The following is a 25,768-nucleotide window of genomic DNA, read 5'->3' on the forward strand; positions in this document are numbered from 1 at the left end:
ATGAACTGCGTTGCTTCAAACTCAAGCAAAGGCTTCATGGCCTACCTGTAGGAGCGGCGCAAGCCGCGACCGCGAATCTACAACCTCGACGCAAGCACGATGTCGCATCGCCAACACGTGTCGCTATGCTTTCGCCCGTCGACCGCGATCAGACGCCAACCCACCTCACCCATCCAACCCCCGCATCGTCGCCCGCATCGGCACCGCCACGTCCCGCATCGGATTCGACACCGCCAGATACCGGCTCGGCGGCATTCCGATCAGCCGCTTGAACATGGTGGTGAACGCCGACGCGCTCTCGTAACCCAGGTCCAGCGCCAACGCGGTGATCGCCTCGCCCGCGGCCAGCCGCGGCAAGGCCGCGAAGATCGCCGCCTGCCGGCACCACTGGGCGAAACTGGTGCCGGTTTCGGCGCGAAAACGCCGGGTGAAGGTGCGCCGGCTCATCGCCAGATCCGCGCACCAATCGTCGATGCTGTCGTGTGGCGAAGGATGCGCCAGGTAGGCGCGACAACGCTTGGCCAGGCGCGGGTCGGCCGGGAACGGAATGTCCAGCGGCAACACCGGCGCGCGCTCGATCTCGTGCACGATCAACGAGTAGATCAGGTCCGGGCGCGAGCCGCTGCCGGACTCGCTCTGCAACGGCAGATCCAGCGTTTCCAGCAGCAATTGCCGCATCAGCGGCGACACCCCGATCACTCGGCAATCGCGCGGCAACGCGGCGCTGACCTCGGGTTCGATGTAGATGCTGCGCGTACTGATCTGCGCCAGCACATGCACGTCGTGGGCCATGCCGGACGGAACCCAGGCCGCGCGCTCGGGCGGCACGATCCAGCGCCCGGTCTCGGTGCCGACCACCATGATCCCGTGCGCGGCATACAGCAATTGCGAGCGCCGATGCTTGTGGCGCGCGATGCGATGGTGGCTGGGATATTCGTTCGAAGTCGCGACGATACGGCCCGGCAATTGGTCGGCAAGGGTCGCCTGGACATTGCGCATTGGCCCGATCTCGCAGATTGTTGACCTGAATGATAGTGCGGGCAGTGTCGCGACGGCGTCTACTGGATGGCGCAGCAAGCACCTCGGCGGCGACTGCGACTTCGATCCCCTCGCCCCGGCGGTCGCCCAGCGCAGTCCCGTTCTCTCCCTGGCCCCCGCCCATGACCACCCTGGATGCCCCCGCCACGGCAACGTCCGACCTCCTCGACGCGCCGACGGTCGCCCACGTTCCGCCATTCGACGCCGCGCCCGCGCCGGCCGCCGAAGCCGCCAACAAGATCGCTTTGCCGATCCTGGCGATGCTCAGCGTCTGCCATCTGCTCAACGACATGATCCAGTCGCTGCTGCCGGCGCTGTACCCGCTGCTCAAGCAATCGTTCCAGCTGGATTTCGGCCAGATCGGCCTGATCACCCTGACCTTCCAGGTCACCGCCTCGCTGTTGCAGCCGCTGGTCGGCATCTATACCGACAAGCGCCCGATGCCGTACTCGCTCGCGATCGGCATGGGCTTCACCCTGACCGGCCTGCTGTTGCTGTCGCGCGCTACAACTTTCCCGATGCTGCTGCTGGCCGCGGCACTGGTCGGTTCGGGCTCGTCGGTGTTCCATCCCGAATCCTCGCGGGTCGCGCGCATGGCCTCCGGCGGCCGCCACGGTCTTGCGCAGTCGCTGTTTCAGGTCGGCGGCAACGTCGGTTCGGCGCTCGGGCCCTTGCTCGCGGCTTACATCGTGATGCCGCGCGGCCAGGGCAGCGTCGCCTGGTTCGCGTTCGCCGCGCTCGCCGCGATCGTGATCCTCAGCCGCATCGGCCTGTGGTATCGCGAACAGATCCCGGCTCATCGCAAGGCGCGCGCGCATGCGGTCGCGCGGCCGACGCTGCCGCGCAAGACCATCGCCATGACCCTGGCGGTGCTCGGCGTGCTGATCTTCTCCAAGTATTTCTACATGGCCAGCCTGTCGAGCTACTACACCTTCTACCTGATGGAGAAATTCCATCTGGCCGCGCGCGACGCGCAATTGCATTTGTTCGTATTCCTCGGCGCGGTCGCCGCCGGCACCTTGCTCGGCGGGCCGATCGGCGACCGCATCGGCCGTCGCTATGTGATCTGGTTTTCGATCCTCGGCGTGTTGCCGTTCACCCTGATGCTGCCGCACGCCAACCTGCTGTGGACCACGGTGCTGACGGTGGTGATCGGCCTGGTGCTGTCGTCGGCGTTCGCGGCGATCCTGGTGTATGCGCAAGAATTGATCCCCGGCCGCACCGGCATGATCGCCGGCCTGTTCTTCGGTTTCGCCTTCGGCATGGGCGGCCTGGGCGCGGCGGCGCTGGGCCAGCTGGCCGACCGTATCGGCATCGAAGCGGTCTACGGCCTGTGCGCCTACCTGCCGGCGATCGGGCTGATGGCGTGGTTCCTGCCCAAGCTGGAGAAGCATTCGGTCTGACCGCGGCGGCTGTCGAAGCGCGCGCCTTGCAAGCGGCGCGCGCGCCCACAGATTCGTGTCTCAGATAGCGGGATTACCTCCGGGCACGATGGCGCATGCATCAGGCATCCTTCTTCGACAGCGAACCGCAACAACCGGTGCAGGACGCCGAGGGCGGCCTGCGCTATCTGCCCGGCGTGTTCGATCCGCAGTGGTGCGAACGCCTGTTCGATATCCTGCTGACCCACGCCGCATGGACCTCGCAGCAACGCGTGATGTACGAGCGACTGGTCGAAGTGCCGCGGCGCATGGCCAGTTACCGTCTCGACCAGGATGCGCTGCCGCCGCTGCTAGCCAACACCGCGCAACGGGTCGCGCAGGTGTTGGACGCGCCGTTCAACAGCGTCGGCCTGAACCTGTATCGCGATGGCCACGACAGCGTCGCGCCGCATAACGACAAAGTGCATGACCTCGAGCCGGGCCAACCGATCGCGGTGTTGTCGCTGGGCGCGACTCGGCGCATGACCATCCGCGCCAAGCGCGAACCGCGCGAGTGTTGGCATATGCAACTGGAGCCCGGCAGCCTGGTGGTGATGAGCCACGCCTCGCAGTACCACTACGACCACGGCATTCCCAAGGCGCCGGGCGTGCTGGATCCGCGCATCAGCCTGGCGTTTCGGGTGCGCAGGTTCTGACCGCGGCCCCACGCCACCGAGCAACCAACCCGCGGCGATCTATCCGCCGCAATCAGTCGGCCGTCGAAGCCTGCAAGGCCACCGCCAGCGCCGCATCGCCGGACACCAGATCGGTCCAGCTCAGCGCCAGCCCTTTTCTGTGTCCTTTCGCGTTGAGCTTGAGGCCTTCGGGATCGAGGATCAGCGTGTAGGGTTTGCCGTCGATCTCCACTTCACGTCGCAAGGGTCTGTCGAGCGGGGTCATGATCGTTGGCTCCAGTGAGTGAACTCGGTGCGGCGGCTTATGCCGGCCTATCGTCGCGGTACCAATCGAGCAGCGCCTGCGGCAGGCGCGGTTCCAGGTCGATCTGCAGCGCGGCATGCGCATCGAGCGCGTCGATCAGATTGCGCCGCAGCGGGCCGAGTTCCGGGCGTTGCAGCCAATCCAGATCGCCTTGCAGTTGCGCCACCAGCATCGATCCTCGTTCGAACAACTGATCGCCCTGCGCCGCCAGTTCACGCGCAAACCAATCGCGCGACGGCCGATGCAGGGTATGTCCCTGGACCTCGAGCAAATCGGCCTGCCCGGCCAAGGCCGCGTACGCGCCGCGATACCACTCGCTGTGACCGCCGGCTTCACGGCGAATCGTCAACGGCGCCGGCGCGTTGTGCTCGAGCAAGGCATGGCGAAAGCTAAGTTCCAGGTCGCGCGCATCGCGCACGGTCTCGGTTTCGATCAGAAAGGCGCGGTCCAGGTCGAAGAATTCGAAATAGCGCGCCTGCAGCGCCTGCGCGCGCGACAAGGGATTGCGCGAGAACCCCAGCTTTAGCAGATCCTCGTAAGCACATGGCAACACGTAGACGTGGCAAATGCCCTCGCTGCAGCCGGGGCCGGTGTCTGGATCGCGGGTGCGCAGGAACGACATGCCGGCATGATTCCGTATCGGCGTCTCAGCGGCCGAGCTTGCCGCCGTGCCGTCACGGGCGCCGCGGGGGCTCGGCGAACGCGCGTTCGTCGGAATGGATGGGATGGATGTCGAGGATCTCGTCGATCCACAGATAACGGCTGCCATTGGCGATCTCGGGATCGTCCAGCCGCACGACCGCGTTGATGCCTTCGTTGCCGTCGCTGTCGAGAAAGGTCTGCAGGCTCGGACGCACGGTCACGACCGCGGACTGGCGGCTTCCATCGATCAATACGATGTCGACCAATCCCGCGTCCGGCAAGCGCCCGATCAACTGGCGCAATCGCTCGATATCGGCGGGATCGGTGTAGACGCGATCTGCTGTCTGGGTCATCGCGAATTCTCCGCGGCGGGCGGACCGGAGGTTCCGGCCCGCCCTTACCGCTGAAGGCATGTCGCCGAAGCGAGCATGCCGGTGAAGCGAATAACGCCGAAACCACGTCCGTCGACAGGCGCCGGCACGCATGGGCATTTCACGCGCCGACGCCCGGTGACTCACTTGGTTTTAACTCTCGTTACTCACTTCTGAACGCTGACTACTTTTCTCAGCGCCGATTACTTCTTCGCGCTCTTGCCGCCCATCAACCCGCTGGTATCCACGCTCTTGACGCCGTCGATATTGTGCGCGATCGATTTGGCCTTCTCGGTCTGGGCCTTGTTCGCGGTGCCCGACAGCTTGACCACGCCGTTGACGGTCTCGACCTTGATGTCGGTGCCCGATACCTCGCTGGACGCCAGCAGTTCGGTCTTGACCTTGGTGGTGATCCAGGTGTCGCTGACCGGCTGCGCCGAGTCGTTCTTCGCCGCGGCCGTGGCCGGATCGCTGCCGGTCGGGGTGCCCGTGCTCTGCGCGAACGCGCCGCCCGAAAGGGCCAGGGCGAGCACGGCGGTGGCGATGCGGATGGAGTTGGTATGAGTGTTGTTCATCGGGGTATTCCTCGTTGGCTGAGACGCTTGGTCTCGAAGGTGTCGCGTGTTGAAAGCTGTCGCTTGCTGCTGCTTGCATCGAAGGCGCGATGCGATGCGCCCGGTGCGGTCAGTGATGGTCCTTGCGTCCGGATCCCGACTTCTTGCCGCCGTGATCGTGTTTGTTGACAGTGCGCCAGGCACGCTCTTCGGCTTCCTGCTTGGACACCCCTTGCTCGCGATAGCCGGCTTCGATGTGCTCGGCCTTACGCTTCTGCTTGTCGGTATACGAGGATTTGTCGCCGCGTGGCATGGTCGCTCTCCCTGGAGCCTGTGGGTACGTCACCGAAACTACGCGCGCATAAGTTAAGAGCAGGCCAGTACGGTGTTAGCGCGAGGTGTGCGGTTCATCGTCGTCGCGTCACGATGAATCCTTCAGCGAACAAGGTTCATACGGATCGGCGCCAGTCACATTCGAATCACGGCGGCGCCGTTATCCATGATTCCGTCAACGGCGATCGAGTGGAGCGCATTCATGCAACTCATGGATCAGTTGTGGGTGGTCGGCGGCGCCGCGTATGCGATGGTGCTCGGCGGCGCGATCGGGTTCGAACGCGAACTCAAGAACCGGCCGGCCGGATTTCGCACGCATATGCTGGTGGCCGGTGCCTCGTCGCTGCTGATCGGCATGGGCCAACTGGCGATGATGGACCCGCGCTTCCGCCTGCCGTTCATGGTGACCATGGACCCGATGCGCCTAGTCGAGGCAGTGATCGGCGGTGTCTCGTTCATCGGCGCGGGCACCATCTTCGCTTCGCGCGGAGGCCGCAACGTCGCCGGTATCACCACTGCGGCCTCGCTGCTGATGGTAGCGGTGATCGGCGCGTGCACCGGCCTGCGCTATCACCTGCTCGCGGTGGCCGCGACGGTGCTGACTTTGCTGGTGCTGACCGTTTTGAACTGGAGCGAACGTCGTTTCGGGCTCGGGAAAATGACCCGGGCGCAGGGCAACGACGATAGTAATGGCGATGCGGCACGCGATCAGACGCGACGCGGCGAATAGAGGGGCTATGACGGATCGAATTCGTACGTGCGGGGCCGGGCTTCGGGCTTCCCTCACCCCGGCCCTCTCCCGCTAGCGGGAGAGGGAGCTAGAGCGGGATAGTCGCGAGGTGGGAGATCGTGCGCTGCGGAAGTAGGTCGACTCCACGGTTTCGGGCCAAGGCATTCCGCTAGAGCTTGGGCAATCGCTGCTGGCTCGATGCGTAACCTTCCCACGGATCGCTGCGCAACCGCTTCGCCCGGCTCAGGGCCTTGCCCAGTTCGAAATCGGTGGAGGCGCGGCTGCGCGCGAATTCCTCCCAGCGCAGCGGCATCGCCACCGGCGCGCCCTCGCGCGCGCGCAGCGACCAGCCGGTGACGCTGGTCGCTCCGCGGGAGTTGCGCAGCCAGTCGATGAAGATGCGGTCCTTGCGCACCGCCTTGGATGCGGTCGCGACATAGCGCAACGGCGAGTTCTCCACCATCGCGTCGGCGAAGGCTTCGCAGAAAGCCTTGACCTGCGGCCAGTCCGGCCCGCGCTGGATCGGCACGCACACATGCGCGCCCTTGCCTCCGGACAGACGCACCCAGCTATCGAGGCCGATCTCCGCCAGCCGATCGCGCACTTCGCGCGCGGCGCGCTTGAGTTCGGTCCAGGCGATGCCTTCGGCGGGATCGAGATCGAAGATCAGCCGATCGGGCTTATCCGGCTTGTCGCGCCGCGCGCCCCAGGGATGGAACTCCAGGGTATTCATCTGCACCAGCGCCAGCACGCCGTGGATATCGTCGACATAAACGTAATCGGCCTGGCCCGCGGATTCGCGCAGGCTCACCGGATGCACATCGGGACCGAAACCGTCGCTGTGGTGCTTGTGGAAGAAACACTGCGAGCCGATGCCGTCGGGACAGCGCAGCAGCGAGACCGGCCGCTCGATCAGTTCCGGCAACAGCCAGCGTTCCACCGCGCGGTAGTAGTCGGCGACCTCGCCCTTGCTGATCTTCGCGCCCGGAAACACGATGCGCTCGGGATGGGTGATGCGTAGTTCGGACATGCCCTGCTCCTCGGCGGCCGTCGCTTTCGCGGATGACTTGCCCGGCGATTTCGCCGCGGGTTTCGCGACCGGCTTCGCGCGGACGTCGGCGGCCGCGGCGCGCGCGCGTCCGCCGCTTCTTTTTTTCGCGGATGCGGTATCGAGATCGGCGCCGCGCTTGTCCTCGCGCAAGCGCGCGAAGCTGGCCTGGCGGATCAGGCCTTCCTTGCCGCGGCCGCGCGAATGCACGTCGATCACCAATTGCGGTTCGACCCAATGCACGCTGCGCCGCGAGAACGGCACGTGCTCGGGCAATTCGACCGCGGCTTGTTCGGTGTGCAGGCCACGCAGGCGTCGGGTCAGGCTGCGCAAGGTGTCGTCGCTGAAGCCGCTGCCGACCCGGCCGACATAGACCAGACCGCCGTTTTCGGGACGGGCGAGCAACAACGAACCGAAGCCCTGACGGCTGTTCTTCGGCGGGGTGTAGCCGACCACGATGAATTCCTCGTCGGCCTTGTGCTTGAGCTTGATCCAGGCCTGGCTGCGGCCGCCGCGGTACGGCGCATCGGCGCGCTTGCTGATGATGCCCTCCAGCCCGGCCTTGGCGCTGGCCGCGAGCACCTGATCGGCCGGGCCTTGCACGTGCTCGCTGAAGGCCAGCGGCGAGGCCTCGCCCGCCGCCAGCACCTCGCGCAACAGATCGCGCCGCGCCGACTGTGCGGCGCCGCGCAGATCGATCCCGTCGAGGTACAACAGATCGAATACGACGTAACGCAATGCATCGACCTGCCCGGCTTCGAGCCGCCGCTGCAGTTCGCCGAAATCGCTGTGGCCGGCGCGGTCCTGCGCGATCAGTTCACCGTCCAGGATCGCGCTGCGCAACGGCAGCCCGTCCACCGCCTCGGTCAAGGCCGGGAAGCGGCCGGTCCAGTCGAGCCGGTTGCGCGATTCCAGCCGGGTGCCGCGCTGGCGGCATGCGATCAGGCGGTAACCGTCCCATTTGATCTCATGCAGCCAATCGCCGCCGACCGGCGGATGCTCGCGCAGCGTCGCCAGTTGCAGATCGATCTGCGTTGGCATCGTCGCAACCACCGCGCCGGGCAAGGCCAGCGCCTGCTTGCGCCAGTCCGTGCTTGCGGTCGATGCCTTCGCGGATGATCTCTTCGCGACAGATTCCTTCGACACGGGCTTGACTTTCACCGCTCGTGTCGTCGGCTCCGATACATTTTTATCGCTAGCCTTCGCAGCCGTTTTCACCGCCGACTTTTTCGCGGCCCGTTTGGCTGTCTTCGTCGCTCCGCGCGTACGCGCAGTGCTGATCGGCGCATCTAGACCCGCCCCCATCGCCTCGACCATCGCATCGGCATCGCTGTCTTGCGCATGTTCATCGCTGCGCTTGATCAACAACCATTGCCGCTGCCGGCCCGAGGGCCGGGTCCTGACCAAAGTGAAACGGCCGTGCAGGCGTTCGCCGTCGAGCTCGAAATCCAGCTTGCCCGCGGCGATCTGTTCCAATGCATCACCATCGCTTTGCCAAGTGCCGCGATCGAAGATATCGACATGGCCGGCGCCGTAATGGCCCTGCGGGATGTCGCCTTCGAAACCGGCATAGTCGAGCGGATGATCTTCGACCTCGACCGCAAGCCGGCGTTCGCCGGCGCGTAGCGACGGGCCCTTCGGCACCGCCCAACTCTTCAGCACGCCATCGGCTTCCAGGCGGAAGTCGTAATGGCGGGCGCGGGCGTGATGCAGTTGCACCACGAAGATCGGCTGCGCGCGGGTACGCCGCGATTTGGCGCCCGCCTTCGCGCCCGCCTGCTCGACTCCGGGTTCCGGAGTCGCATCGAGCCGGCGCTTGCGCACGTAATCGCGCAGGCTCATCGACCGCGACCCATCCGGCGTGCGCCAGCCATGGCCTCAGGCCGACTTGCGCGCGCGTTTCTTGGCCGGCGCCTTGCGCGCGGCCTTCTTCGCCGCCTTCTTCGCGGTCTTCTTGGCCGCCTGCGCCGGCGTGGCCTGAGCGCCGCCCTTCTTGCTCAGGCTGCGCTTGAGCAGTTCGGCGAAGTCGATGACGTTGGTCGCCGCGTTCTCGGGCAGCTTGGCTTCGTCGGTGTCCTTGCCGCGCACCACTTTCTTCGACTTGACGCGTTGCTCGATCACCTTGTGCAGGCGCTGGCGGAAATCGTCCTTGTAGCTGTCGGGCTGCCACTGACTGCTCATCGACTTGATCAGCTGCTCGGCCATGTCGATCTCGCGCGGCGAGATCTTCCACTTCGCCAAGCCGCCCTCGGGCAGTTTGTAATCGGCCGGATCGATCAGTTCCTGGGCGTAGCGCAGGATCATCAGCAACAACGCGTCCCCGTGCGGCATCACCGCGGCCAGGTATTCGCGGGTGCGGATCACCACCCGGCCGATACCGACCTTGCCGCTGCGCTTGAGCACTTCGCGCAGCAGCACATAACCTTTCTCGGCCTTCTTGCCCGGTTCCAGAATGTAGGGCTTTTCGTAGAATTGCGCACCGATCGTGTCGGCATCGACGAAGGTGTCGATGTCGACGCTTTCCTTATTGTCCGGCGAGGCCGCGGCGATATCGGCTTCCTCGATCACCACATAACTGCCCTTGTCGTATTCGAAGGCCTTGACGATTTCCTTCCACGGCACTTCCTCGCCGGTTTCCTCGTTGACCCGCTCGTAGCGGATCGGCGCCTTGTTGCGGCTGTCGAGCATGCGGAAATGCAGGTCGACGCGGCGCTCGCCGGTCATCAACTTGACCGGAATATTGAGCAGGCCGAACGACAGGGTTCCGGTCCAGATCGGGCGGGCCATGGTCAAACCTCGTCTTGGGTGTTGGAGCGGCGGTCGCCGTCGCGGTTGCGCGGATCGGCGCCTTGCTGATCGGAACGAGACGGATCATTACGGTCGTCGTCTTCCATGCCGAACGAAGGATCCTCGCAGGCCGCCCTCGCCCCGCCGTCGCGGGCCTTCTTCGCCAGCGCTTCGTAACGGGCGCGGAACTGTTCCAGCGTGGCCTCGTCCAGTTCCTCCATGTCCAGCAAGGTGTTGTCGGCGCGGCGTACCGCGCGGATCAGTTCGTCGAGCTTGATCTGCACCGCGGCGGAGTCGCGGTTCTGCGAATTCTGAATCAGGAACACCATCAGGAAGGTGACGATGGTGGTGCCGGTGTTGATCACCAGCTGCCAGGTGTCGCTGAAACCGAACAGCGGACCGGACACCACCCATACCACGACCACGCCGACCGCGAGACCGAAGCAGGTCGGATGACCGGTGAACCGCGCCGCGGCCTTCGCGCCGCGCTCGAAGGCGTGGCGCAGGCTCATGCGTGATGGCCACCGCGCGGACGCAGACGATCGCGTTGCTCCAGGCGATGCCACGCGGCTTGCACCATCGGCCGCGCTTCGTCCCAATCGAGTTTGGACACGCCGCGCACCCGCTTGTAACAGCGGATCAGGTCGTCCTCCATTTCGCGGAAATCGCGGCCGTGCGAACGCATGTAGGCGTCCAGGCCGAGTTTCACCGCCGGTTCGTAATCGCTGTAGCGCAATCCGGGGCGGTCGACCAGGACGCGGTATTGGCCGCGCCAGTAGAGCAGCTCCGAATCCATGTCGACGACATCGTGCGCCAGCATCGAGCCGGAGGACCCTGCCGCCAGGCACGATGCATCAACGGAAGCATGCGCGGTGGCGTTCAAAGCGGACGATTCGGAATCGCTGGTTCGGTAATTGTCGACGGGCATGATCGAATCCTCTTGGCGAACGGGGGCACAGGCGATCGAATGACGACTGCGTGGACTAGCCGAATGAAGTCCGCGAGGAGCGCGCGATATTCGCTGGGTCGGCGACATCGATGGCGCGCTGCGCGGATCGGTGTGTGCCGTACCTTGCCACCGAGGCGCGCGAAGATCGTGTCAGTGCGTTTGCACGCAATTGCGTTTTCGTTCATCAAGCTGCATTGGGCGCAGAGCGCCACAACGCGATGTCGGTGAAGCATTCAGGCGCTAACTGTGACGCAATTCCACATCGGTGCATCGACGCAACACGCCACGCTCACACGGACGAAACAGCGAAGTTGACAGAGCCGTATCTAACCCGAGATTCATTTGTCGAACACGCGCGCTTAACTCGACACACGAGTGACATTCACGCTATCGATCGTGTCGATATCGATGAATGCGGCCGGTGCCGTTGGTCGGATCGGCATCTATTCGCGGCGTTCGAACCACGTGATGCGCGAATGAATGCGAGTGCTGCGCGAAACCATATCGTGTAGACGACGCCGCACGGCGATCCGAGACGGCGATGTCGCGCAATGAAAGACTCCGCGATAACCCGAGGCGCTATCGACGCGACGCGCCTGACTCGGCCTAGACCCGCCCGAGATTGCGCAGCACCTCGTCGATCGTCGACTCCACAGCCGCCGCGGCACTGCCGGGCCGGCGCATCAGCAAGCGATGCACCTCGCGTTGCGCGTCCGCCGGCAGGGTTTCGATGTCCTCGATCTGCCCGGCCAGCAGGCTCGCCACCGCGACGCCGTCGCGGAAGGCGATGCGCGCGCCAGGGATGCGCGGCACCTTGGCGCCGGCCAGCACGCTGCCGGTGAGGTTGAGCGGATCGGCGGCGGAGATGCAGATCACTTCGCCGCTGTGCTCGCGCTGGCGGACCTGGCGCAAGGCGTTGACCGCATCGGGCAGCGCGTACTGCTCGCCGGTCATGCCGCTGACGAACCGACCGCCGCGGATTTCGCCGCGCGCCTCCAGGCGCCGGTACACCCGCAACAGATCACGCCACGGCGGCAACCATGCCGCTTCGCGCTGGATCAGGCGCCAGAACACCACGCCGTAACGTTCGAGCAGGCGCCAGGCGATGTGCTCGGTCGCCTCGGTGCCGCGCGTCGCGATCTCGGCCGGCGTCGCGGTCGTCGGCTCGGACGATGCGTCGAGCGGCCGGGTCAGCGACCAGCGGCCGGCGTCCTGCAGATCGGTCAGCATCGCCCGGCGCCGCCGGCTGCCATGCGCAGAAGCGCGCTTGGACGGCGGCACCAGCAAAGCGCGCAGACCGGCGAAGCTGTCGCAGGTGATGCGGCCGCGGGTCACCAGTTCGCCGAGCGCTTCTTCCAGTTCGGTGCGCAGCAGATGCGCGGAGTGTTCGAGTTCGTCGAAGAACGAAGCGCCGCGCGATTCCAGCGCGGCGAGCACGCGTTGCGCGCGCGAGGACACCGGGGCCGGGTCGGTGTTGCGCACCGCGCTCAGGCTCCAGTCGGCCAGGGCGCGGCGCGGCAGCAACACGATCGGGGTCTGGCGCACGCTCGGCACGCCTTGCGGCGCGGCCGGGTCGGTGCCGCCGGCGTTCGGGCGCAGCCGCGCCCAGGTGACCCGACCGGCGGTGCACAGTTCATCCAACCAGGTCGAGTCGTAGTCGCCGATGCGCGCCGGCAGCAGTTCGCTTTCCCACACCGAGGCCGGCGCTTCATAGCCTTCGAGTTGCTCCAGCACCGTGCGCAGCGCCTGCGGGCCGCTCATGCGGGTGGATTTGGACAGATGCTGCCAGTCGAACAGGAAGCGCGCGTAATCGCGCGGCGCGACCGGTTCGATCTCGCGACGCAAACGTCCGACCGTGTAGCGATGGATGCGCGCGAGCAGATGGCGTTCGCACCATTCCTCGTCGCCGGCGAGCAGATTGTCGCGGCTGAAGCGACCGCGCATCACATAGCCTTCCTGCTCCAGCCGCAGCAGAGCCAGTTCGATTTCGCCCGCCTCGCGATGGCTGTCGCGCGCCAATGCGGCGATCGTCGTTGGGCCCAGCCCGGTCAGGCGCGAGCGCAGCAGATCGATCAGCGCGTCTTCGCCGCTCCACTGCACCTGCGCGTACTCGCGCGGCACCTCGACCGCCGATTCGGCGACGGCTTCGGCGAAGATCGCGCGGGCCTGCGGCAGGGTTTCGGTCGCGACCCACCACGAAGGCGCCGTATCGGCGGCATGCAGGCGCAAGGCGGTGGCGCGGCCGTCGGCCGTCAGCGCACACAGCCAATCGCTCCAGGCATTGGCGGCCGCTTCGTCGACGGTGACGTAGCCCAGCCCCATCAGCGCTTCGTGCATTTCGTCGGGGTCGCGCGCTTCCGGCCAAGCCTCGGCGCGCACCGCGTCGATCGCCTCCGGGTCGAGTCGGCCCAGATCGTCGGCGCTGTCGGCTTCGGCGTAACGCCGCGCCATCACCGCCTGGGTGCGGCGTTCCTCCAGCGGCGCATCGTCGAGGAAGGCGTACGGCTTGGCGTTGAGCGCTTCGGCCGCGATCGGCGACGGGCCGGTGACGTCGCGTCCGATCACCCGCACCTCGCCCGCCTCCAGGCGCCGCAGCATGCGCAGCCAGCCGGCGCTGTCCATCGCTTCGTACAAACAATCCTGCAAGGTCTGTTCGACCAGCGGATGGTCGGGCACTTCGCGCTCGCCGACCAGGTTTTCCGCGCACGCGACCTGATCGGGGAACACCGTCGCCAGCAGATCCTCGCTCTTCATCCGCTGCAACTGCGGCGCGACCTTGCGGCCGCCGACGAAGCGCGGCAACGCCAACGAGGTGGTCGCGTTCCAGCGCCAGCGCACCGCGAACAGCGGCGCGTCCAGCAGCGCCTGGATCAACACGTCCAGGGCCGAGGCCGAATGCAGATAACGCGCGACGTCTTCAAGCGGGAAGCTGTGGCTGGTCGACAGCGACAGCACGATGGCGTCCTCGGTCGCGGCGGCCTGCAGTTCGAAATTGAACTTGCGGCAGAAGCGCTTGCGCAGCGCCAGGCCCCAGGCGCGGTTGATGCGGCTGCCGTACGGCGAATGGATTACCAGTTGGGTGCCGCCGGATTCATCGAAGAAGCGCTCGAACACCAGGCTGTCCTGGGTCGGCACGATGCCGAGCACCTGGCGGGTGCGGCCCAGATAATCGACCACCTGCAGCGCGCTTTCCGGATCGATATCGATCTGTTCGCCGAGCTTGCGCGCGGCGCCGCCGATATCGAGCGCGCCGGACGCGCCGGCGCTTTCGCCCAGCAAGGCATCGACCGCGCCGCGCAGGCGCGACACGCTGGAGGACAATTCGTCGCTGCGGCCCGGCGCTTCGCCGAGCCAGAACGGGATGTTCGGCGGTTGGCCCCGCGCATCCTCGACCCGGACCCGGCCCGGTTCCACCCGCAGCACGCGGTAGCTGGCGTTGCCGAGCTGGAACACGTCGCCGGCCGAGCTTTCGATCGCGAAGTCTTCGTTGACGTTGCCGATCGTGTGATTTTCCGGTTCCAGCACGACCGAGTAATCGCCGGTATCGGGGATGGTGCCGCCCGACATCACCGCGGTCATGCGGCTGCCGCGGCGCGCGCGCAGCCGCGCGTTGACCGCGTCGCGATGGATGTAAGCCGCGCGCGGCCCGCGCCGGGTGGTGAAGCCGTCGGCGAGCATGCGCACGACCGCGTCGAAATCCTTGCGCTGCAACTGCGCATACGGCCAGGCGCCGCGCACCAGCGCGTACAACTCGTCTTCGCTGCATTCCTGCGCGGCCACTTCAGCGACGATCTGCTGCGCCAGCACGTCCAGCGGCGCCTGCGGAATCTGCAGTGCATCAAGTTCGCCGCGACGCACGCTGTCGAGCAGCGCCGCGCATTCGACCAGATCGTCGCGCGACTGCGGGAACAGGCGGCCCTTCGGCACGCCGCCGACGTGGTGGCCGGCGCGTCCGACCCGCTGCAGGAACGCGGCGATCGCGCGCGGCGAACCGAGCTGGCAGACCAGATCGACGTCGCCGATGTCGATGCCCAGTTCCAGCGACGCGGTCGCGACCAGCACCCGCAACTGCCCGCTCTTGAGCCGTTGCTCGGCGTCCAGGCGCAGTTCGCGCGACAGGCTGCCGTGGTGCGCGGCGACCACGTCCTTGCCGAGCCGGTCGGCGAGATGGCGCGCGGCGCGTTCGGCCATGCGCCGGGTGTTGACGAACACCAGCGTGGTGCGGTGTTCGCCGACCAGCGCGGCCAGCCGCTCGTACACTTCGGCCCATTGCTCGTTCGACATCACCGCCGACAGCGGCGAGCCGGGCAATTCCAGGGCGAGATCGCGCTGCTTGGCGTAGCCGATATCGATGATCGCGCAATCGGGCTGGCCGTCGGCGTCGACCGCGTCGCTGCCGACCAGGAAGCGCGCGACTTCGATGATCGGTTTCTGCGTCGCCGACAGGCCGATCCGCAGCGGGGGTTTCGCGCACAGGCCGCGCAGGCGTTCCAGGGTCAGGCTCAGATGGCTGCCGCGCTTGTCGTCGGCGACCGCGTGGATTTCGTCGACGATCACCGAACGCACGGTCGACAGCATGGCGCGGCCGGATTCCGAACCCATCAGCACGTACAGCGATTCGGGCGTGGTCACCAGGATGTGCGGCGGCCGCTTGCGCATCGCCACGCGCTCGCCGGCTGGAGTGTCGCCGGTGCGCACCGCGGTGCGGATGCCGGGATCGCTCAGGCCCATGCGCTGCAACTGTTCAGCGATACCGGCCAGCGGCGCTTCCAGGTTCAGATGGATGTCGTTGGACAGCGCCTTCAGTGGCGAAACGTAGACCACGGCGGTTTCATCGCGCAGGCCATGCTCGAGTCCCTCGCGGACCAGTTCGTCGATCGCGGCCAGGAACGCGGTCAGGGTCTTACCCGAACCGGTCGGCGCGGCGACCAGGGTGTTGCGCCCGGCGCGGATGTTCGGCCACGCCAGCACCTGCGCCTGGGTCGGCGCCGGAAACGCCGCGCGGAACCAGGCGGCGACCGCGGGATGGAAATCGTCTAGCACCATGAGCGGGGACGGCCTGCCGATTGGGGAGCGGGACTGGGCGGGACTGGGACCGTTACTAGATGGGGGCGATTCTGGCATTGGCCAGCGTGTGGGCGGTGTGTCTCAGGGCGTGCGACTGAATTGTTCACGGCTGCGGCAAACGCGTTGCAGGGGTCTGAACGGGGCGCTGGGGTGGTCGCGGGGCTTCGGGTTTGCGGCGTGGGTGCGGTGGCGCGGTCGCGGCTCGCGTCCGCAATCGCAACGCCCGACGTCCATCGCCCGATACCAAACACGCCGTTTCACTCACAACCCACCACCAAGCTTGACCTTACCATCATGGGAACCAACAACCTGCCCGGCATCGAGTCTCCCGGGAATCCCCATGAACGCCCCGCACCACGTCGCCCCCACCCCGCAAAGCCTGCGTTTGCAGGTCGCCGGAATGACCTGCAGTTCCTGCGTCGGTCGCATCGAGCGGGCGGTGTCCGCCCTGCCCGGCGTCTCTGAGGTCAGCGTCAATCTGGCCACCGAAATCGCCGAGATCGTTCACGACGCCAGCGTCTCCGCCGCGCAGGTCGAACGCGCCATCGCCGCCGCCGGTTACAGCGTCCCCAGCGAGGACCTCGTGCTGACGCTGCGCGGGATGAATTGCGGCTCCTGCGTCGGCCGGATCGAGAAGGCGCTCAACGCGGTGCCGGGCGTGCTTGAGGCCTCGGTCAATCTGGCCACCGAACGCGCCAAGGTGCGCATGCTCGCCGGCACCGATACCGCCGCGCTGATCGCAGCAGTCAAACGCGCCGGTTACGAAGCGAGCCTGCCCGACTCCGATCCCGATGACTCACCCGGCGGCGGCGCAAGCACCGCACCCGCTGGCGACAACTCGCACGCGCCGCGCACCCACAGCAGCACAGCTTCCGCCGCCACCCACAGCAATACGAAGCCCACGCTGACCCGCGAAACCCGCCATCTGCTGATCGCTGCCGCATTGTCGCTGCCCTTGGTCGCGCCGATGCTCGGCCTGTTGTTCGGCCAGCACTGGATGCTGCCGGGCTGGCTGCAATTCGCGTTGGCCACGCCGGTGCAGTTCTGGCTCGGCGCGCGCTTCTACCGCGCCGGCTGGAGCGCGTTGCGCGCGCGCAGCGGCAACATGGACCTGCTGGTCGCGCTCGGCAGCACCGCCGGTTACGGCCTGAGCCTGTATCACCTGCGCGGCGACCAGATGCAGCTGTACTTCGAAACCTCGGCGGTGATCATCACCCTGATCCTGTTCGGCAAATGGCTGGAAGCGCGCGCCAAGCGTCAGACCACGGCGGCGATCCGCGCCTTGCAGGCGCTGCGCCCGAGCAGTGCGCGGGTGCTGCGCGACGGCGTCGAGCACGAACTGCCGCTGGCGCAACTGCGGGTCGGCGATCTGGTCGTGGTGCGTCCGGGCGAACGCCTGCCGGCCGACGGCCGCATCGTCGAAGGCCTCACTCACGTCGACGAATCCCTGCTCACCGGCGAATCCCTGCCGGTCGCGCGCGAGACCGGCGACCGCGTCACCGGCGGCGCGATCAACGGCGAAGGCCGGATCGTGGTCGAAACCGTGGCGGTCGGCGCGGAGAGCGCGCTCGCCCGCATAATCCGCCTGGTCGAAGACGCGCAGGCGAAGAAAGCGCCGATCCAGCATCTGGTCGACCGGGTCAGCGCGGTGTTCGTGCCGGTGGTGGTCGCGATCGCGCTGCTGACCCTGATCGGTTGGGGCCTGTATGCCGGCGACTGGAGCCAGGCCGTGCTCAACGCGGTCGCGGTGCTGGTGATCGCCTGTCCGTGTGCGCTGGGCCTGGCCACGCCGACCGCGATCATGGCCGGCACCGGCGTGGCCGCGCGCGCGGGCATTCTGATCAAGGACGCCGAGGCGCTGGAAATCGCGCACCGGATCGAAATCGTCGCGTTCGACAAGACCGGCACCCTGACCGAAGGCAAGCCGGTGCTGAGCGAATGGACCGCGCTCGACGGCGATCGCGACGCGCTGCTGCGTTTCGCCGCGGCGTTGCAATCGGGCAGCGAGCATCCGCTCGCGCGCGCCACCCTCAACGCCGCGCGTGCGCTGAAGCTGCCGCCGGTGTCTCAGTTGCAGGCGCTGGCCGGACGCGGCCTGCGCGGCGAAGTCGAAGGCCGCACCTTGTTGCTCGGCAGCACCCGCATGCTCGAAGAAGCCGGCGTCGATCTGCAACCGCTGCGCGAGGCGGCGCAGCGCCTGGCCGACAGCGGCCACAGCGTGTCGTGGCTGGCGCGCGACGGCGCCGACGGCGCGCAGTTGCTCGGCCTGCTCGGTTTCCGCGACACCCCGCGCGCCAACGCCAAGGCCGCGATCGAACGTCTGCATGCGCTGGGCGTGAGCACCGCGATGATTTCCGGCGACCACATCGGCGCGGCGCGCGCGGTCGCCGCCGAACTGGGCATTGAACAGGTCCGCGCCGACGTATTGCCCGAGCAGAAGGCCGCCGCGGTCGCCGAACTCGGCCAGTTCCGCACCGTGGCGATGGTCGGCGACGGCGTCAACGACGCACCGGCGCTGGCCGCGGCCGATGTCGGCATCGCCATGGGCAGCGGCACCGACGTGGCGATGCAGGCCGCGGGCATTACCCTGATGCGGGCCGAACCGGGATTGGTCGCCGACGCGATCGAAATCTCGCGCCGCACCAGCCGCAAGATCCGCCAGAACCTGTTCTGGGCATTCGGCTACAACGTGATCGGCATCGGCCTGGCGACCCTGGGCTGGCTGAACCCGGTGGTCGCCGCCGCGGCGATGGCCTTCTCCAGCGTCAGCGTGATCGGCAACACCTTGCTGCTGCGGCGCTGGAGGCCGGCATGAACGCTTATGTACCCTTCGTTACCGGAAACAGGAACCGCGCCATGACCCGCAACGCGCCCGAACTCGCCCAGGCCAAGGCCGACGGCCTGCACAACATCGGCGAAGCCGCCCAGCTCAGCGGGGTGAGCGCGAAGATGATCCGTCATTACGAGAGCATCGACCTGATTCCGACCGCTGGCCGCAGCATCGCCGGTTATCGCCTGTACCGCGACAGCGACCTGCACCGGCTGCGTTTCATCAAGCGCTCGCGCTCGCTGGGGTTTTCGATCAAGCAGATCGAGACCTTGCTGGGCCTGTGGGACAACCGCTCGCGCGAAAGCGGCGAGGTCAAGCGGCTGGCCTTGGATCATGCCGCGGAGCTGGCGGCGAAGATTCGCGAGATGCAGGCGATGCAGAACACGCTCGAGCAACTGGCGCGGCGATGCCATGGGGACGATCGGCCGGAGTGTCCGATTCTTGAGGATCTTGCTCAGGATGAGTGTTGTGGGGGATTGGGGGATGCGGGATCGGATGACGGCGTATCTGCAAGCGGTGTAAAAACCGCGAAGAAAGATCGCTAAGTAATGAATGCGCCTGCGCTGCGGGACGCCGCGCCACCCTCACAACGTCATTCCCGCGAAGGCGGGAATCCAGAGACTTCAGTGCGCTCTCTCCAGACCGTCATTCCCGCGAACGCGGGCTCTGCTTTATTTCGGCGGAGCCGAACATCCAGCGACTTCAAGCGTTCTCGCACGAAAGGCCCTGGATTCCCGCCTTCGCGGGAATGACGGTCTGGAGAGGTCTATCGTGACCGAAGCGCATGCGCATGTTCGCTATCTCCCTGTAGGAGCGGCGCAAGCCGCGACAGCGTCACCACGATTACGTCGCAACCTCCATCGCAAGCCGCGATCGCGCCACAACGACTACGGCGACGACAGCGACTACGGCGACTAAGACGAAACCCTCACCGCAACTCGCGGTCGCGGCTCGCGCCGCTCCTACAGGGGACAGACGAAACGACGCGAACGATTGCGCAAGCTCAATTGAGCTTAGCCACCCAAGCCAACGGCATCCGCTTCATCAACCACCCCAACGGCGCCCATGGCCACCACGGCACATAGGCCTTGGCTTTTTCCTTTTCGATCGCCCGCACCAGCAACCGGCAACCCGTCGCCTCGTCGATGATGAAAGGCGTCTGCTTGGCCGGCGCGCCGTCGTTCATTTCGGTGCGGATGTAACCGGGGTAAATCGTGCTGATCTTGATCGAGGGCTTGCGCAGCATGTCGGTGCGGATGCCTTCGGCCAGCGAGGCCACGCCGGCCTTGCTCGCGGCGTAGGCGGTCAGGCCGCCGCGCATGCCGCGCATCGCGCTCATCGAGGAAATCAATACGAGGTGACCCTGACCGGCGGCGCGGAAGATTTCCACCGCCGCTTCGCACTGCGCCAGCGCGGCCAGGAAATTGGTTTCGACGATGCCGCGGTTCAAGGCGAACTGGCCCTTGCCGACCGGCGCGCCCTGGCCGATGCCGGCGTTGACGATCACCCGGTCGAGGCCGCCGAGCGCGTCGCGCGCGGCGGCGAACACCGCGAACACTTGCTCGTGATCGGTCACGTCCAGGCTGTGGATGCTGACCCGGATATCCGGATGCGCGGCATTCAATTCGGCCTTGAGCGCCTCCAGGCGATCCAGACGCCGCGCGCACAGGGCCAGGTCGCTACCGGCGCGCGCGAACTCGCGCGCCATGCCGCGGCCGAGTCCGGAACTGGCGCCGGTGATGAGGATACGTTTGCGCATGCGGCGAACTCCGGTCGAGGCACGAGGCCTCAGCGATAAGTGATGAGGTCGGCGCGTCCGTACAGATGGGCGTGGCCGTTGAAGGTGGACAGGCGCGGGCCGCCGCGGGCGACATGCACTTGAGTGACGCCGGCATTGACCAGGGTCCAGCTGAGCTTCATCGCCTGCGCGTCGGGCGCCTGCAGCAGGTACTGGACGATCGCGGCGATCGGGCCGCCGGAGGTGAAGACCCAGATATTCGACGACGATCCCGCGGCTTCGGCCGCCGCCTGCAGGGCATCGCGGCAGCGCTGGCCGAACGCCGGCCATGGTTCGCTGTATTCGTGATCGAACTCGCCGCCCGACCAGCGCGTCATCGCCGCGGCGAACAGCGACTGGAAGGCGCGGCGTGGGTCGGTGGCGCAGCTGAGTTCGGCGACGAGGTGCTCGTGGTCGGCGTACTCGGGTTTGTGGCGGGCGATGATTTGCTGGTGGTCGAATTCGTTCCAGCGTGGGTCGATTTGCGGGGCGGCCCTCACCCCAACCCCTCTCCCGTCAACGGGAGAGGGGCGTGCATCCGCGGCGTTGGGTTGAGGTGTTGAATACATCGCCGCCAGACATTCCTCGGCGGTCTGTCGATGCCGACGCATGCCGCCGCAGATCGCGATGTCGCCCTCGCCCGCCAGCGGCGCCAGCGCGGCGCCGAGCAGGCGCGACTGTTCGCGGCCGCGCTCGCTGAGTTGATCGTAATCGGCCGCGCCGAACGCGGCCTGGCCGTGGCGGATCAGATGGATCGTCGCGGCCATCTCAGCGCCCTCGCCGGTCTTGCGCGATCGCCCTGCGGCAACGCCAATGCAGATAATTCACCGACAGCCAGAAGCGCTTGAACGCCGGGTTGCGGGTCTGCCGGTGGTGATAGCGGTAGTAGATCTGCTGGGCGATCGCCGATAGCCGGAACAAGCCATAGACCTCATAGAACGCCCAACTGCGCGGCTGCATGCCGGTGCGTTCGCTGTAGTACTGCATGACTTCGCGCCGAGTGAACATGCCGGGCAAGTGGGTCGGCTGACGCCGGGTATCGCGGGCGATGAAATCGTCACCGGCCTCGACCCAATAGGCGAGCAGATTGCCGACATCCATCAACGGATCGCCGAGCGTCGCCAGTTCCCAGTCCAGCACGCCGATCACCCGCGCCGGATCGTCGCGATCGAGCACTACGTTGTCGAAACGGAAGTCGTTATGGGTCAGGCAAATGCGTTCGTCGTGCGGCAGGTTATCGCGCAGCCAGGCCATGATCTTGCCGCCGCCGGGAACGTTCCAGGTGCGCGCATCGGTATAGCGCTTGCTCCAGCCGTCGATCTGGCGCTGGCCGTAACCGGCGCCCGGCGCGAGATGTTCCAGCCCGGCCGCGCGATGATCGACCTGATGCAATGCGATCAGAGTGTCGAGCACATGGATGCACAACGTCCGCACCTTGTCGCGGCTCAGCTCCAGTCCGGACGGCAGGTTCTTGCGCAGGATCAATCCGTCGAGCCGCTGCATCACGTAGAACTCCGCGCCAATCACCGCGCTGTCTTCGCAATGCGCGTACATCGCCGGCACGAACGGGAACACCGGCCCCAGTGCCTGCTGGATGCGGAATTCGCGGCCCATGTCGTGCGCGGACTTGGCTTTCTTGCCGGCCGGCGGACGGCGCAGGATCAGATCGTCGTTGTCGTAGCGCAGACGATAGGTCCAGTTCGAAGCACCGCCGGCGTATTGGGTAACCTGCGGCGTGCCCTGCAGATGCGGCAGACGCGGCTTGAGCCAGGCGTCAACCGCGGCCGCATCGAGTTCCTCGCCCGCACGCACCGCGCGCGAGCCGTTGCTGCTGCGTTCGGCCACCACGCTCATGCCTTGCTGCCGACCGGCGCCGGCCTCTTCTTCGCCCCACCCTGGCCGGCGCGACGCATCGCCGCTTCGTACCAGCTGTACGGCAACAGCCGCTTGAGCATCCAGAACCGCCGCGCCGAGGCATGGGTGAGGATGCGGAACTCGCCGCGCGCGACGCCGGCGCGGATCATCGTGGCGATTTCGTCGGCGCCGATCTTGGACTCGTCGACCAGCTTGCGCATCCAGCGCGCATAGCGCGGATCGGTGCTGCGCAGGCTTTCGCTGAGGTTGGTGCGGAAGAACGCCGGGCACACCACGCTGACCTCGATGCCGGCCGATCCGAGTTCGGCCTTGAGCGTTTCCGACAGCGCCACCACCGCGGCCTTGGTCGCGTTGTACGCGCCGGCGAACGGTGGATGGATCAGCCCGGCCATCGAGGCGATGTTGACCAGTCGACCACTGCCCTGCTTGCGCAACAGCGGCGCGAACACCTTGCAGCCGCGCACCACGCCGAGCAGGTTGATGTCGATCATCCATTGCCAGTCGGCGATCGGCATGGCCTCGACCGGGCCCATGTCGGCGACGCCGGCGTTGTTGAACACCAGATCGACCCCGCCCCACTGCGCCAACAGCCAGTCGGCCGCGGCCTGCAGGTCTTCCTCGCGGGTCACGTCGCAATGCAGGTAGTGCGCGGTCGCGCCTAACGCGCGCAATACCGTGAGAGTTTCTTCGCCGCGCGCCGCGTTGACGTCGCCGATGCACACGTGTGCACCGTCGCGGGCATAGCCTTCTGCGAGTGCGCGGCCCAGCCCGGAAGCGCCGCCGGTGATGAAGACGCGGGTTGCGGTGGTCATGCCGGTTCCTTGTGAGCGCGTTCTTTCTGGTGTTGACGATTCTGGCTGGAACTCAAACCATACTTGGCCAATTCCATGCGCGCGACCATCGCACGATGCACTTCGTCGGGGCCGTCGGCAATGCGCAATGCGCGCGCGATCATGAACAATCCCGTCAACGGCAGATCGTTCGACACCCCGGCGCCGCCGTGCATCTGGATCGCCTGATCGACGATGTCCTGCAGCATGTTGGGCGCGACCACCTTGATCGCCGAGATTTCGGTCATCGCCGCCTTGACCCCGAACTTTTCTATCTTCCACGCCGCGTACAAGGTCAGCAGGCGCGCCTGATCGATCGCCATGCGCGCTTGCGCGATGCGTTCGAGATTGCCGCCCAGGCGCAGGATCGGCTGGCCGAACGCCTGCCGCGAGGCACCTCGGCGGATGGTCAGTTCCAATGCGCGCTCGGCCGCGCCGATCGCGCGCATGCAATGGTGGATGCGGCCCGGCCCGAGCCGGCCCTGCGCGATCGCGAAGCCCTGACCCAGGCCGAGGATCAACTGATCCTTATGGACGCGCACGTTGTCGAACACGACCTCGCCGTGGCCGTACGGGGGGTCGAACTCGCCGAAGGTCGGCAGCATGCGTTCGATCCGCACGCCCGGCGCATCCAGCGGCACCAGCACCATGCTATGGCGCTTGTGCGGTTCGGCGTCCGGGTCGGACAAGCCCATGAAGATCGCGAGCTTCGCATCGGGATGGCCGATGCCGGTCGACCACCACTTGCGCCCGTCCAGCAACAAGTGATCGCCGTCCATGCGCACGGTCGCCTGCATATTGGTCGCATCCGACGAGGCCACGTCGGGCTCGGTCATGCAGAACACCGAGCGGATCTCGCCGTCGAGCAGCGGCCGCAGCCACTGCTGTTTCTGCGCATCGCTGCCGAAGTGATGCAGCACTTCCATGTTGCCGGTGTCGGGCGCGTTGCAGTTGAAGATTTCCGCAGCGAATTCGTAGTGGCCCATGGCCTCGGCCAGCGGCGCGTAATCGAGCACCGACAGGCCGGCGCCGAGTTCGGGATCGGGCAGGAACAGATTCCACAGGCCGGTCTCGCGCGCCCTGCGCTTGAGCTCGGCGATGCGCGGATGCACCCGCCACTGACGCCAGTCGGCGCCGGCATTGGTCTGCGCGTTCTCGCGCCGATAGGTGTCCTCGAACGGCGCGATGTGTTCGGCGATGAAGGCCTGCAGGCGTTGCAGATACTCGGCGCTGCGCGCGCTGGGTGCGAAGTCCATCACGAATTCCCGATGCCGGCGAAAGCCCAGCCCGTCTGCATCCTAGGCGCCCGGCCGGCATGAATGAAGTGATCTTTGCTAACTTCGCATCATGAACCAGATTCATAACCGAACCGACCAGCTCGACCTCAACCTGCTCAAGGTGTTCGAGGCCGTCTACCGCGAGCAGAACCTCAGCCGCGCGGCGCAGGCGCTGTACCTCACGCCGTCGGCGGTGAGCCACGCTCTGGCGCGTTTGCGCCAGCAATTCGGCGATCCGCTGTTCGTGCGCGACGGCCGGCGCATGAGCCCGACCCCGGCCTGCCAGCGCATCGCGCCCTTGCTGACCGACGCGCTCAGCCGCCTGCGCGAACTGCTGCAGCAATGGGACCATTTCGACCCAGCGCAGGCCCGCCAGGGCTTCCGCATCGGCATGCCCGACGCGACCGAGACCGCGCTGCTGCCGGCCCTCGCGCAAGCGCTGCACGCGCAGGCGCCGGGCGCGACCTTGGCCAGCGTGGCGGTGGCGCGACGCGAACTGGGCCGCGAACTCGCCGCCGGCCAGGTCGACCTGGCGATCGACGTGGCCTTGCCGATCAGCGAACCGGTGCGGCACCAGCCCTTGTTCCAGGACGGTTTCTGCGTGGTGATGCGCGCCGGTCATGCACTGGCCAAGCGGCTGACCTTGAAGCAGTACCTGCAAGCGCGGCATGTCGCGGTGTCGACGCGCGCGAGCGGTCAGGTGATCGAGGACATCGCGCTGCTCAACCTGGGTTTGCAGCGGCCGATCGCGCTGCGTTGCCAGAACTATCACTCGGCCTGCGAGGTGGTGGCGCAGTCGGATGCTTTGTTGACCATGCCCGCGGGGTTGGCGGGGCGGATCATCGGTCGTTCGCGTTTATTGCGGGTGGCGGTGCCGTTCGCGTTGCCGGCGGCGCAGTTGCATCTGTATTGGCATGCGAACAGCGAGTTCGACCCGGCCAATCGGTGGTTGCGGGAGGTGGTGGTTGGGGTTTGTGAACAGGGGTTGTTTGGGTGATTGGCGATTTTTTTCGCTGCGTGTTTGGATTGCGATTGGTCGCGTTGAAAATCTGAAATTGCATTCAGCCCATGTCCCAAGAATAGCGCGGGCTTCGCCAGCCCCCTGTAGGAGCGGCGCAAGCCGCGACCGCGCCATTACGGCAATGACGCGGCATGCGACGTAGTTGTGTCCACGTGGTCGCGGCTCGCGCCGCTCCTACAGGCAGGCCATGCAGCTTTTGTTTGAGCTTGAAGCCGTGCAGTTCACCCAGCGCTGCGAAGCCACGCACTCGCGTTAGCAAACGCACACCCGAAGGGCGGC

21 protein-coding genes and 1 pseudogene are annotated in these 25,768 nt (G+C 66.6%); 6 read left to right on the forward strand and 16 right to left on the reverse strand.

What is annotated here, in order from left to right; genetic code table 11:
• Window positions 1-165 precede the first annotated feature (165 nt).
• Complete coding sequence (locus ASD86_RS19705) at window positions 166-999, reverse strand: helix-turn-helix transcriptional regulator (RefSeq protein WP_056114592.1); 834 nt, start codon at window positions 997-999, stop codon at window positions 166-168.
• Between the two features lie 299 nt (window positions 1,000-1,298).
• Here ASD86_RS19705 and ASD86_RS19710 point away from each other — a divergent pair, with 299 nt between their 5' ends.
• Complete coding sequence (locus tag ASD86_RS19710) at window positions 1,299-2,441, forward strand: MFS transporter (RefSeq protein WP_235567847.1); 1,143 nt, start codon at window positions 1,299-1,301, stop codon at window positions 2,439-2,441.
• Between the two features lie 95 nt (window positions 2,442-2,536).
• Window positions 2,537-3,115: an alpha-ketoglutarate-dependent dioxygenase AlkB gene (locus tag ASD86_RS19715; RefSeq protein ID WP_056114599.1), complete on the forward strand. Its 579-nt coding sequence runs from the start codon at window positions 2,537-2,539 to the stop codon at window positions 3,113-3,115.
• 52 nt (window positions 3,116-3,167) lie between these two features.
• Here the strand turns inward: ASD86_RS19715 and ASD86_RS19720 are convergent, their stop codons facing one another.
• The 5 genes and pseudogenes from ASD86_RS19720 to ASD86_RS19740 form a co-directional block, all read right to left on the reverse strand.
• Entirely contained in the window at window positions 3,168-3,359 is a 192-nt protein-coding gene (locus tag ASD86_RS19720; RefSeq protein ID WP_056114603.1) for a hypothetical protein, read from the reverse strand.
• A gap of 37 nt (window positions 3,360-3,396) precedes the next feature.
• A complete protein-coding gene (locus ASD86_RS19725) occupies window positions 3,397-4,020 on the reverse strand; it encodes a GIY-YIG nuclease family protein (protein ID WP_056114607.1) in 624 nt (207 codons plus the stop codon).
• A 52-nt stretch (window positions 4,021-4,072) separates the two neighbouring features.
• Complete coding sequence (locus ASD86_RS19730) at window positions 4,073-4,393, reverse strand: DUF3247 family protein (RefSeq protein WP_056114611.1); 321 nt, start codon at window positions 4,391-4,393, stop codon at window positions 4,073-4,075.
• A 221-nt stretch (window positions 4,394-4,614) separates the two neighbouring features.
• Window positions 4,615-4,986 carry a BON domain-containing protein gene (locus ASD86_RS19735; protein WP_056114614.1) on the reverse strand — a complete coding sequence of 124 codons (372 nt, stop codon included), beginning with the start codon at window positions 4,984-4,986 and terminating at the stop codon, window positions 4,615-4,617.
• Between the two features lie 121 nt (window positions 4,987-5,107).
• Window positions 5,108-5,278 (reverse strand): annotated as a pseudogene (locus ASD86_RS19740) (HupB); the annotation flags it as partial.
• 222 nt (window positions 5,279-5,500) lie between these two features.
• Between ASD86_RS19740 and ASD86_RS19745 the strand changes: the two are divergent.
• Window positions 5,501-6,028, forward strand: a complete 528-nt coding sequence (locus ASD86_RS19745; protein WP_082578571.1) for an MgtC/SapB family protein — start codon at window positions 5,501-5,503, stop codon at window positions 6,026-6,028.
• A gap of 169 nt (window positions 6,029-6,197) precedes the next feature.
• On the opposite strand, the gene ligD is transcribed toward ASD86_RS19745, so the two are convergent.
• From ligD to ASD86_RS19770, 5 genes are all read right to left on the reverse strand, one after another.
• On the reverse strand, window positions 6,198-8,918 hold the full coding sequence (gene ligD / locus ASD86_RS19750) for a DNA ligase D (RefSeq protein WP_056114620.1): 2,721 nt from the start codon (window positions 8,916-8,918) through the stop codon (window positions 6,198-6,200).
• Window positions 8,919-8,954: 36 nt separating this feature from the next.
• On the reverse strand, window positions 8,955-9,863 hold the full coding sequence (locus ASD86_RS19755; RefSeq protein ID WP_056114624.1) for a Ku protein: 909 nt from the start codon (window positions 9,861-9,863) through the stop codon (window positions 8,955-8,957).
• A gap of 2 nt (window positions 9,864-9,865) precedes the next feature.
• Window positions 9,866-10,375: a low affinity iron permease family protein gene (locus tag ASD86_RS19760; protein ID WP_082578530.1), complete on the reverse strand. Its 510-nt coding sequence runs from the start codon at window positions 10,373-10,375 to the stop codon at window positions 9,866-9,868.
• On the reverse strand, window positions 10,372-10,791 hold the full coding sequence (locus ASD86_RS19765; protein WP_157476888.1) for a hypothetical protein: 420 nt from the start codon (window positions 10,789-10,791) through the stop codon (window positions 10,372-10,374). Before ASD86_RS19765 ends, ASD86_RS19760 begins: the two co-directional genes overlap by 4 nt.
• Window positions 10,792-11,418: 627 nt before the next feature.
• Window positions 11,419-15,858, reverse strand: coding sequence for a DEAD/DEAH box helicase (locus ASD86_RS19770; protein ID WP_056114630.1), 4,440 nt, complete (start codon window positions 15,856-15,858; stop codon window positions 11,419-11,421).
• 361 nt (window positions 15,859-16,219) lie between these two features.
• Between ASD86_RS19770 and ASD86_RS19775 the strand changes: the two genes are divergently transcribed.
• Together ASD86_RS19775 and cueR are read left to right on the forward strand one after the other, a co-directional pair.
• Complete coding sequence (locus tag ASD86_RS19775) at window positions 16,220-18,694, forward strand: heavy metal translocating P-type ATPase (protein WP_056114634.1); 2,475 nt, start codon at window positions 16,220-16,222, stop codon at window positions 18,692-18,694.
• 41 nt (window positions 18,695-18,735) lie between these two features.
• Window positions 18,736-19,254 carry a Cu(I)-responsive transcriptional regulator gene (cueR, locus tag ASD86_RS19780; protein ID WP_082578531.1) on the forward strand — a complete coding sequence of 173 codons (519 nt, stop codon included), beginning with the start codon at window positions 18,736-18,738 and terminating at the stop codon, window positions 19,252-19,254.
• A 458-nt stretch (window positions 19,255-19,712) separates the two neighbouring features.
• Here cueR and ASD86_RS19785 read toward each other — a convergent pair whose 3' ends face one another.
• The 5 genes from ASD86_RS19785 to ASD86_RS19805 are packed head-to-tail and all read right to left on the reverse strand — an operon-like array spanning window position 19,713 to window position 24,447.
• On the reverse strand, window positions 19,713-20,468 hold the full coding sequence (locus tag ASD86_RS19785) for an SDR family oxidoreductase (RefSeq protein WP_056114637.1): 756 nt from the start codon (window positions 20,466-20,468) through the stop codon (window positions 19,713-19,715).
• A gap of 29 nt (window positions 20,469-20,497) precedes the next feature.
• Window positions 20,498-21,253, reverse strand: a complete 756-nt coding sequence (locus tag ASD86_RS19790; protein ID WP_056114639.1) for a histidine phosphatase family protein — start codon at window positions 21,251-21,253, stop codon at window positions 20,498-20,500.
• Between the two features lies 1 nt (window position 21,254).
• Entirely contained in the window at window positions 21,255-22,340 is a 1,086-nt protein-coding gene (locus ASD86_RS19795) for a phosphotransferase family protein (RefSeq protein ID WP_056114642.1), read from the reverse strand.
• Window positions 22,337-23,173, reverse strand: coding sequence for an SDR family oxidoreductase (locus ASD86_RS19800; RefSeq protein ID WP_056114646.1), 837 nt, complete (start codon window positions 23,171-23,173; stop codon window positions 22,337-22,339). The genes ASD86_RS19795 and ASD86_RS19800 overlap by 4 nt, the downstream gene beginning before the upstream one ends.
• Window positions 23,170-24,447 (reverse strand): acyl-CoA dehydrogenase family protein, encoded by a 1,278-nt coding sequence (locus ASD86_RS19805; RefSeq protein WP_056114649.1) that lies wholly within the window; start codon window positions 24,445-24,447, stop codon window positions 23,170-23,172. Before ASD86_RS19805 ends, ASD86_RS19800 begins: the two co-directional genes overlap by 4 nt.
• Before the next feature lie 91 nt (window positions 24,448-24,538).
• Here ASD86_RS19805 and ASD86_RS19810 point away from each other — a divergent pair, with 91 nt between their 5' ends.
• On the forward strand, window positions 24,539-25,465 hold the full coding sequence (locus ASD86_RS19810; protein ID WP_056114652.1) for a LysR family transcriptional regulator: 927 nt from the start codon (window positions 24,539-24,541) through the stop codon (window positions 25,463-25,465).
• Window positions 25,466-25,768: the final 303 nt, after the last annotated feature.

Source organism: Lysobacter sp. Root690 (assembly GCF_001427785.1).
GTDB lineage: Bacteria > Pseudomonadota > Gammaproteobacteria > Xanthomonadales > Xanthomonadaceae > Lysobacter.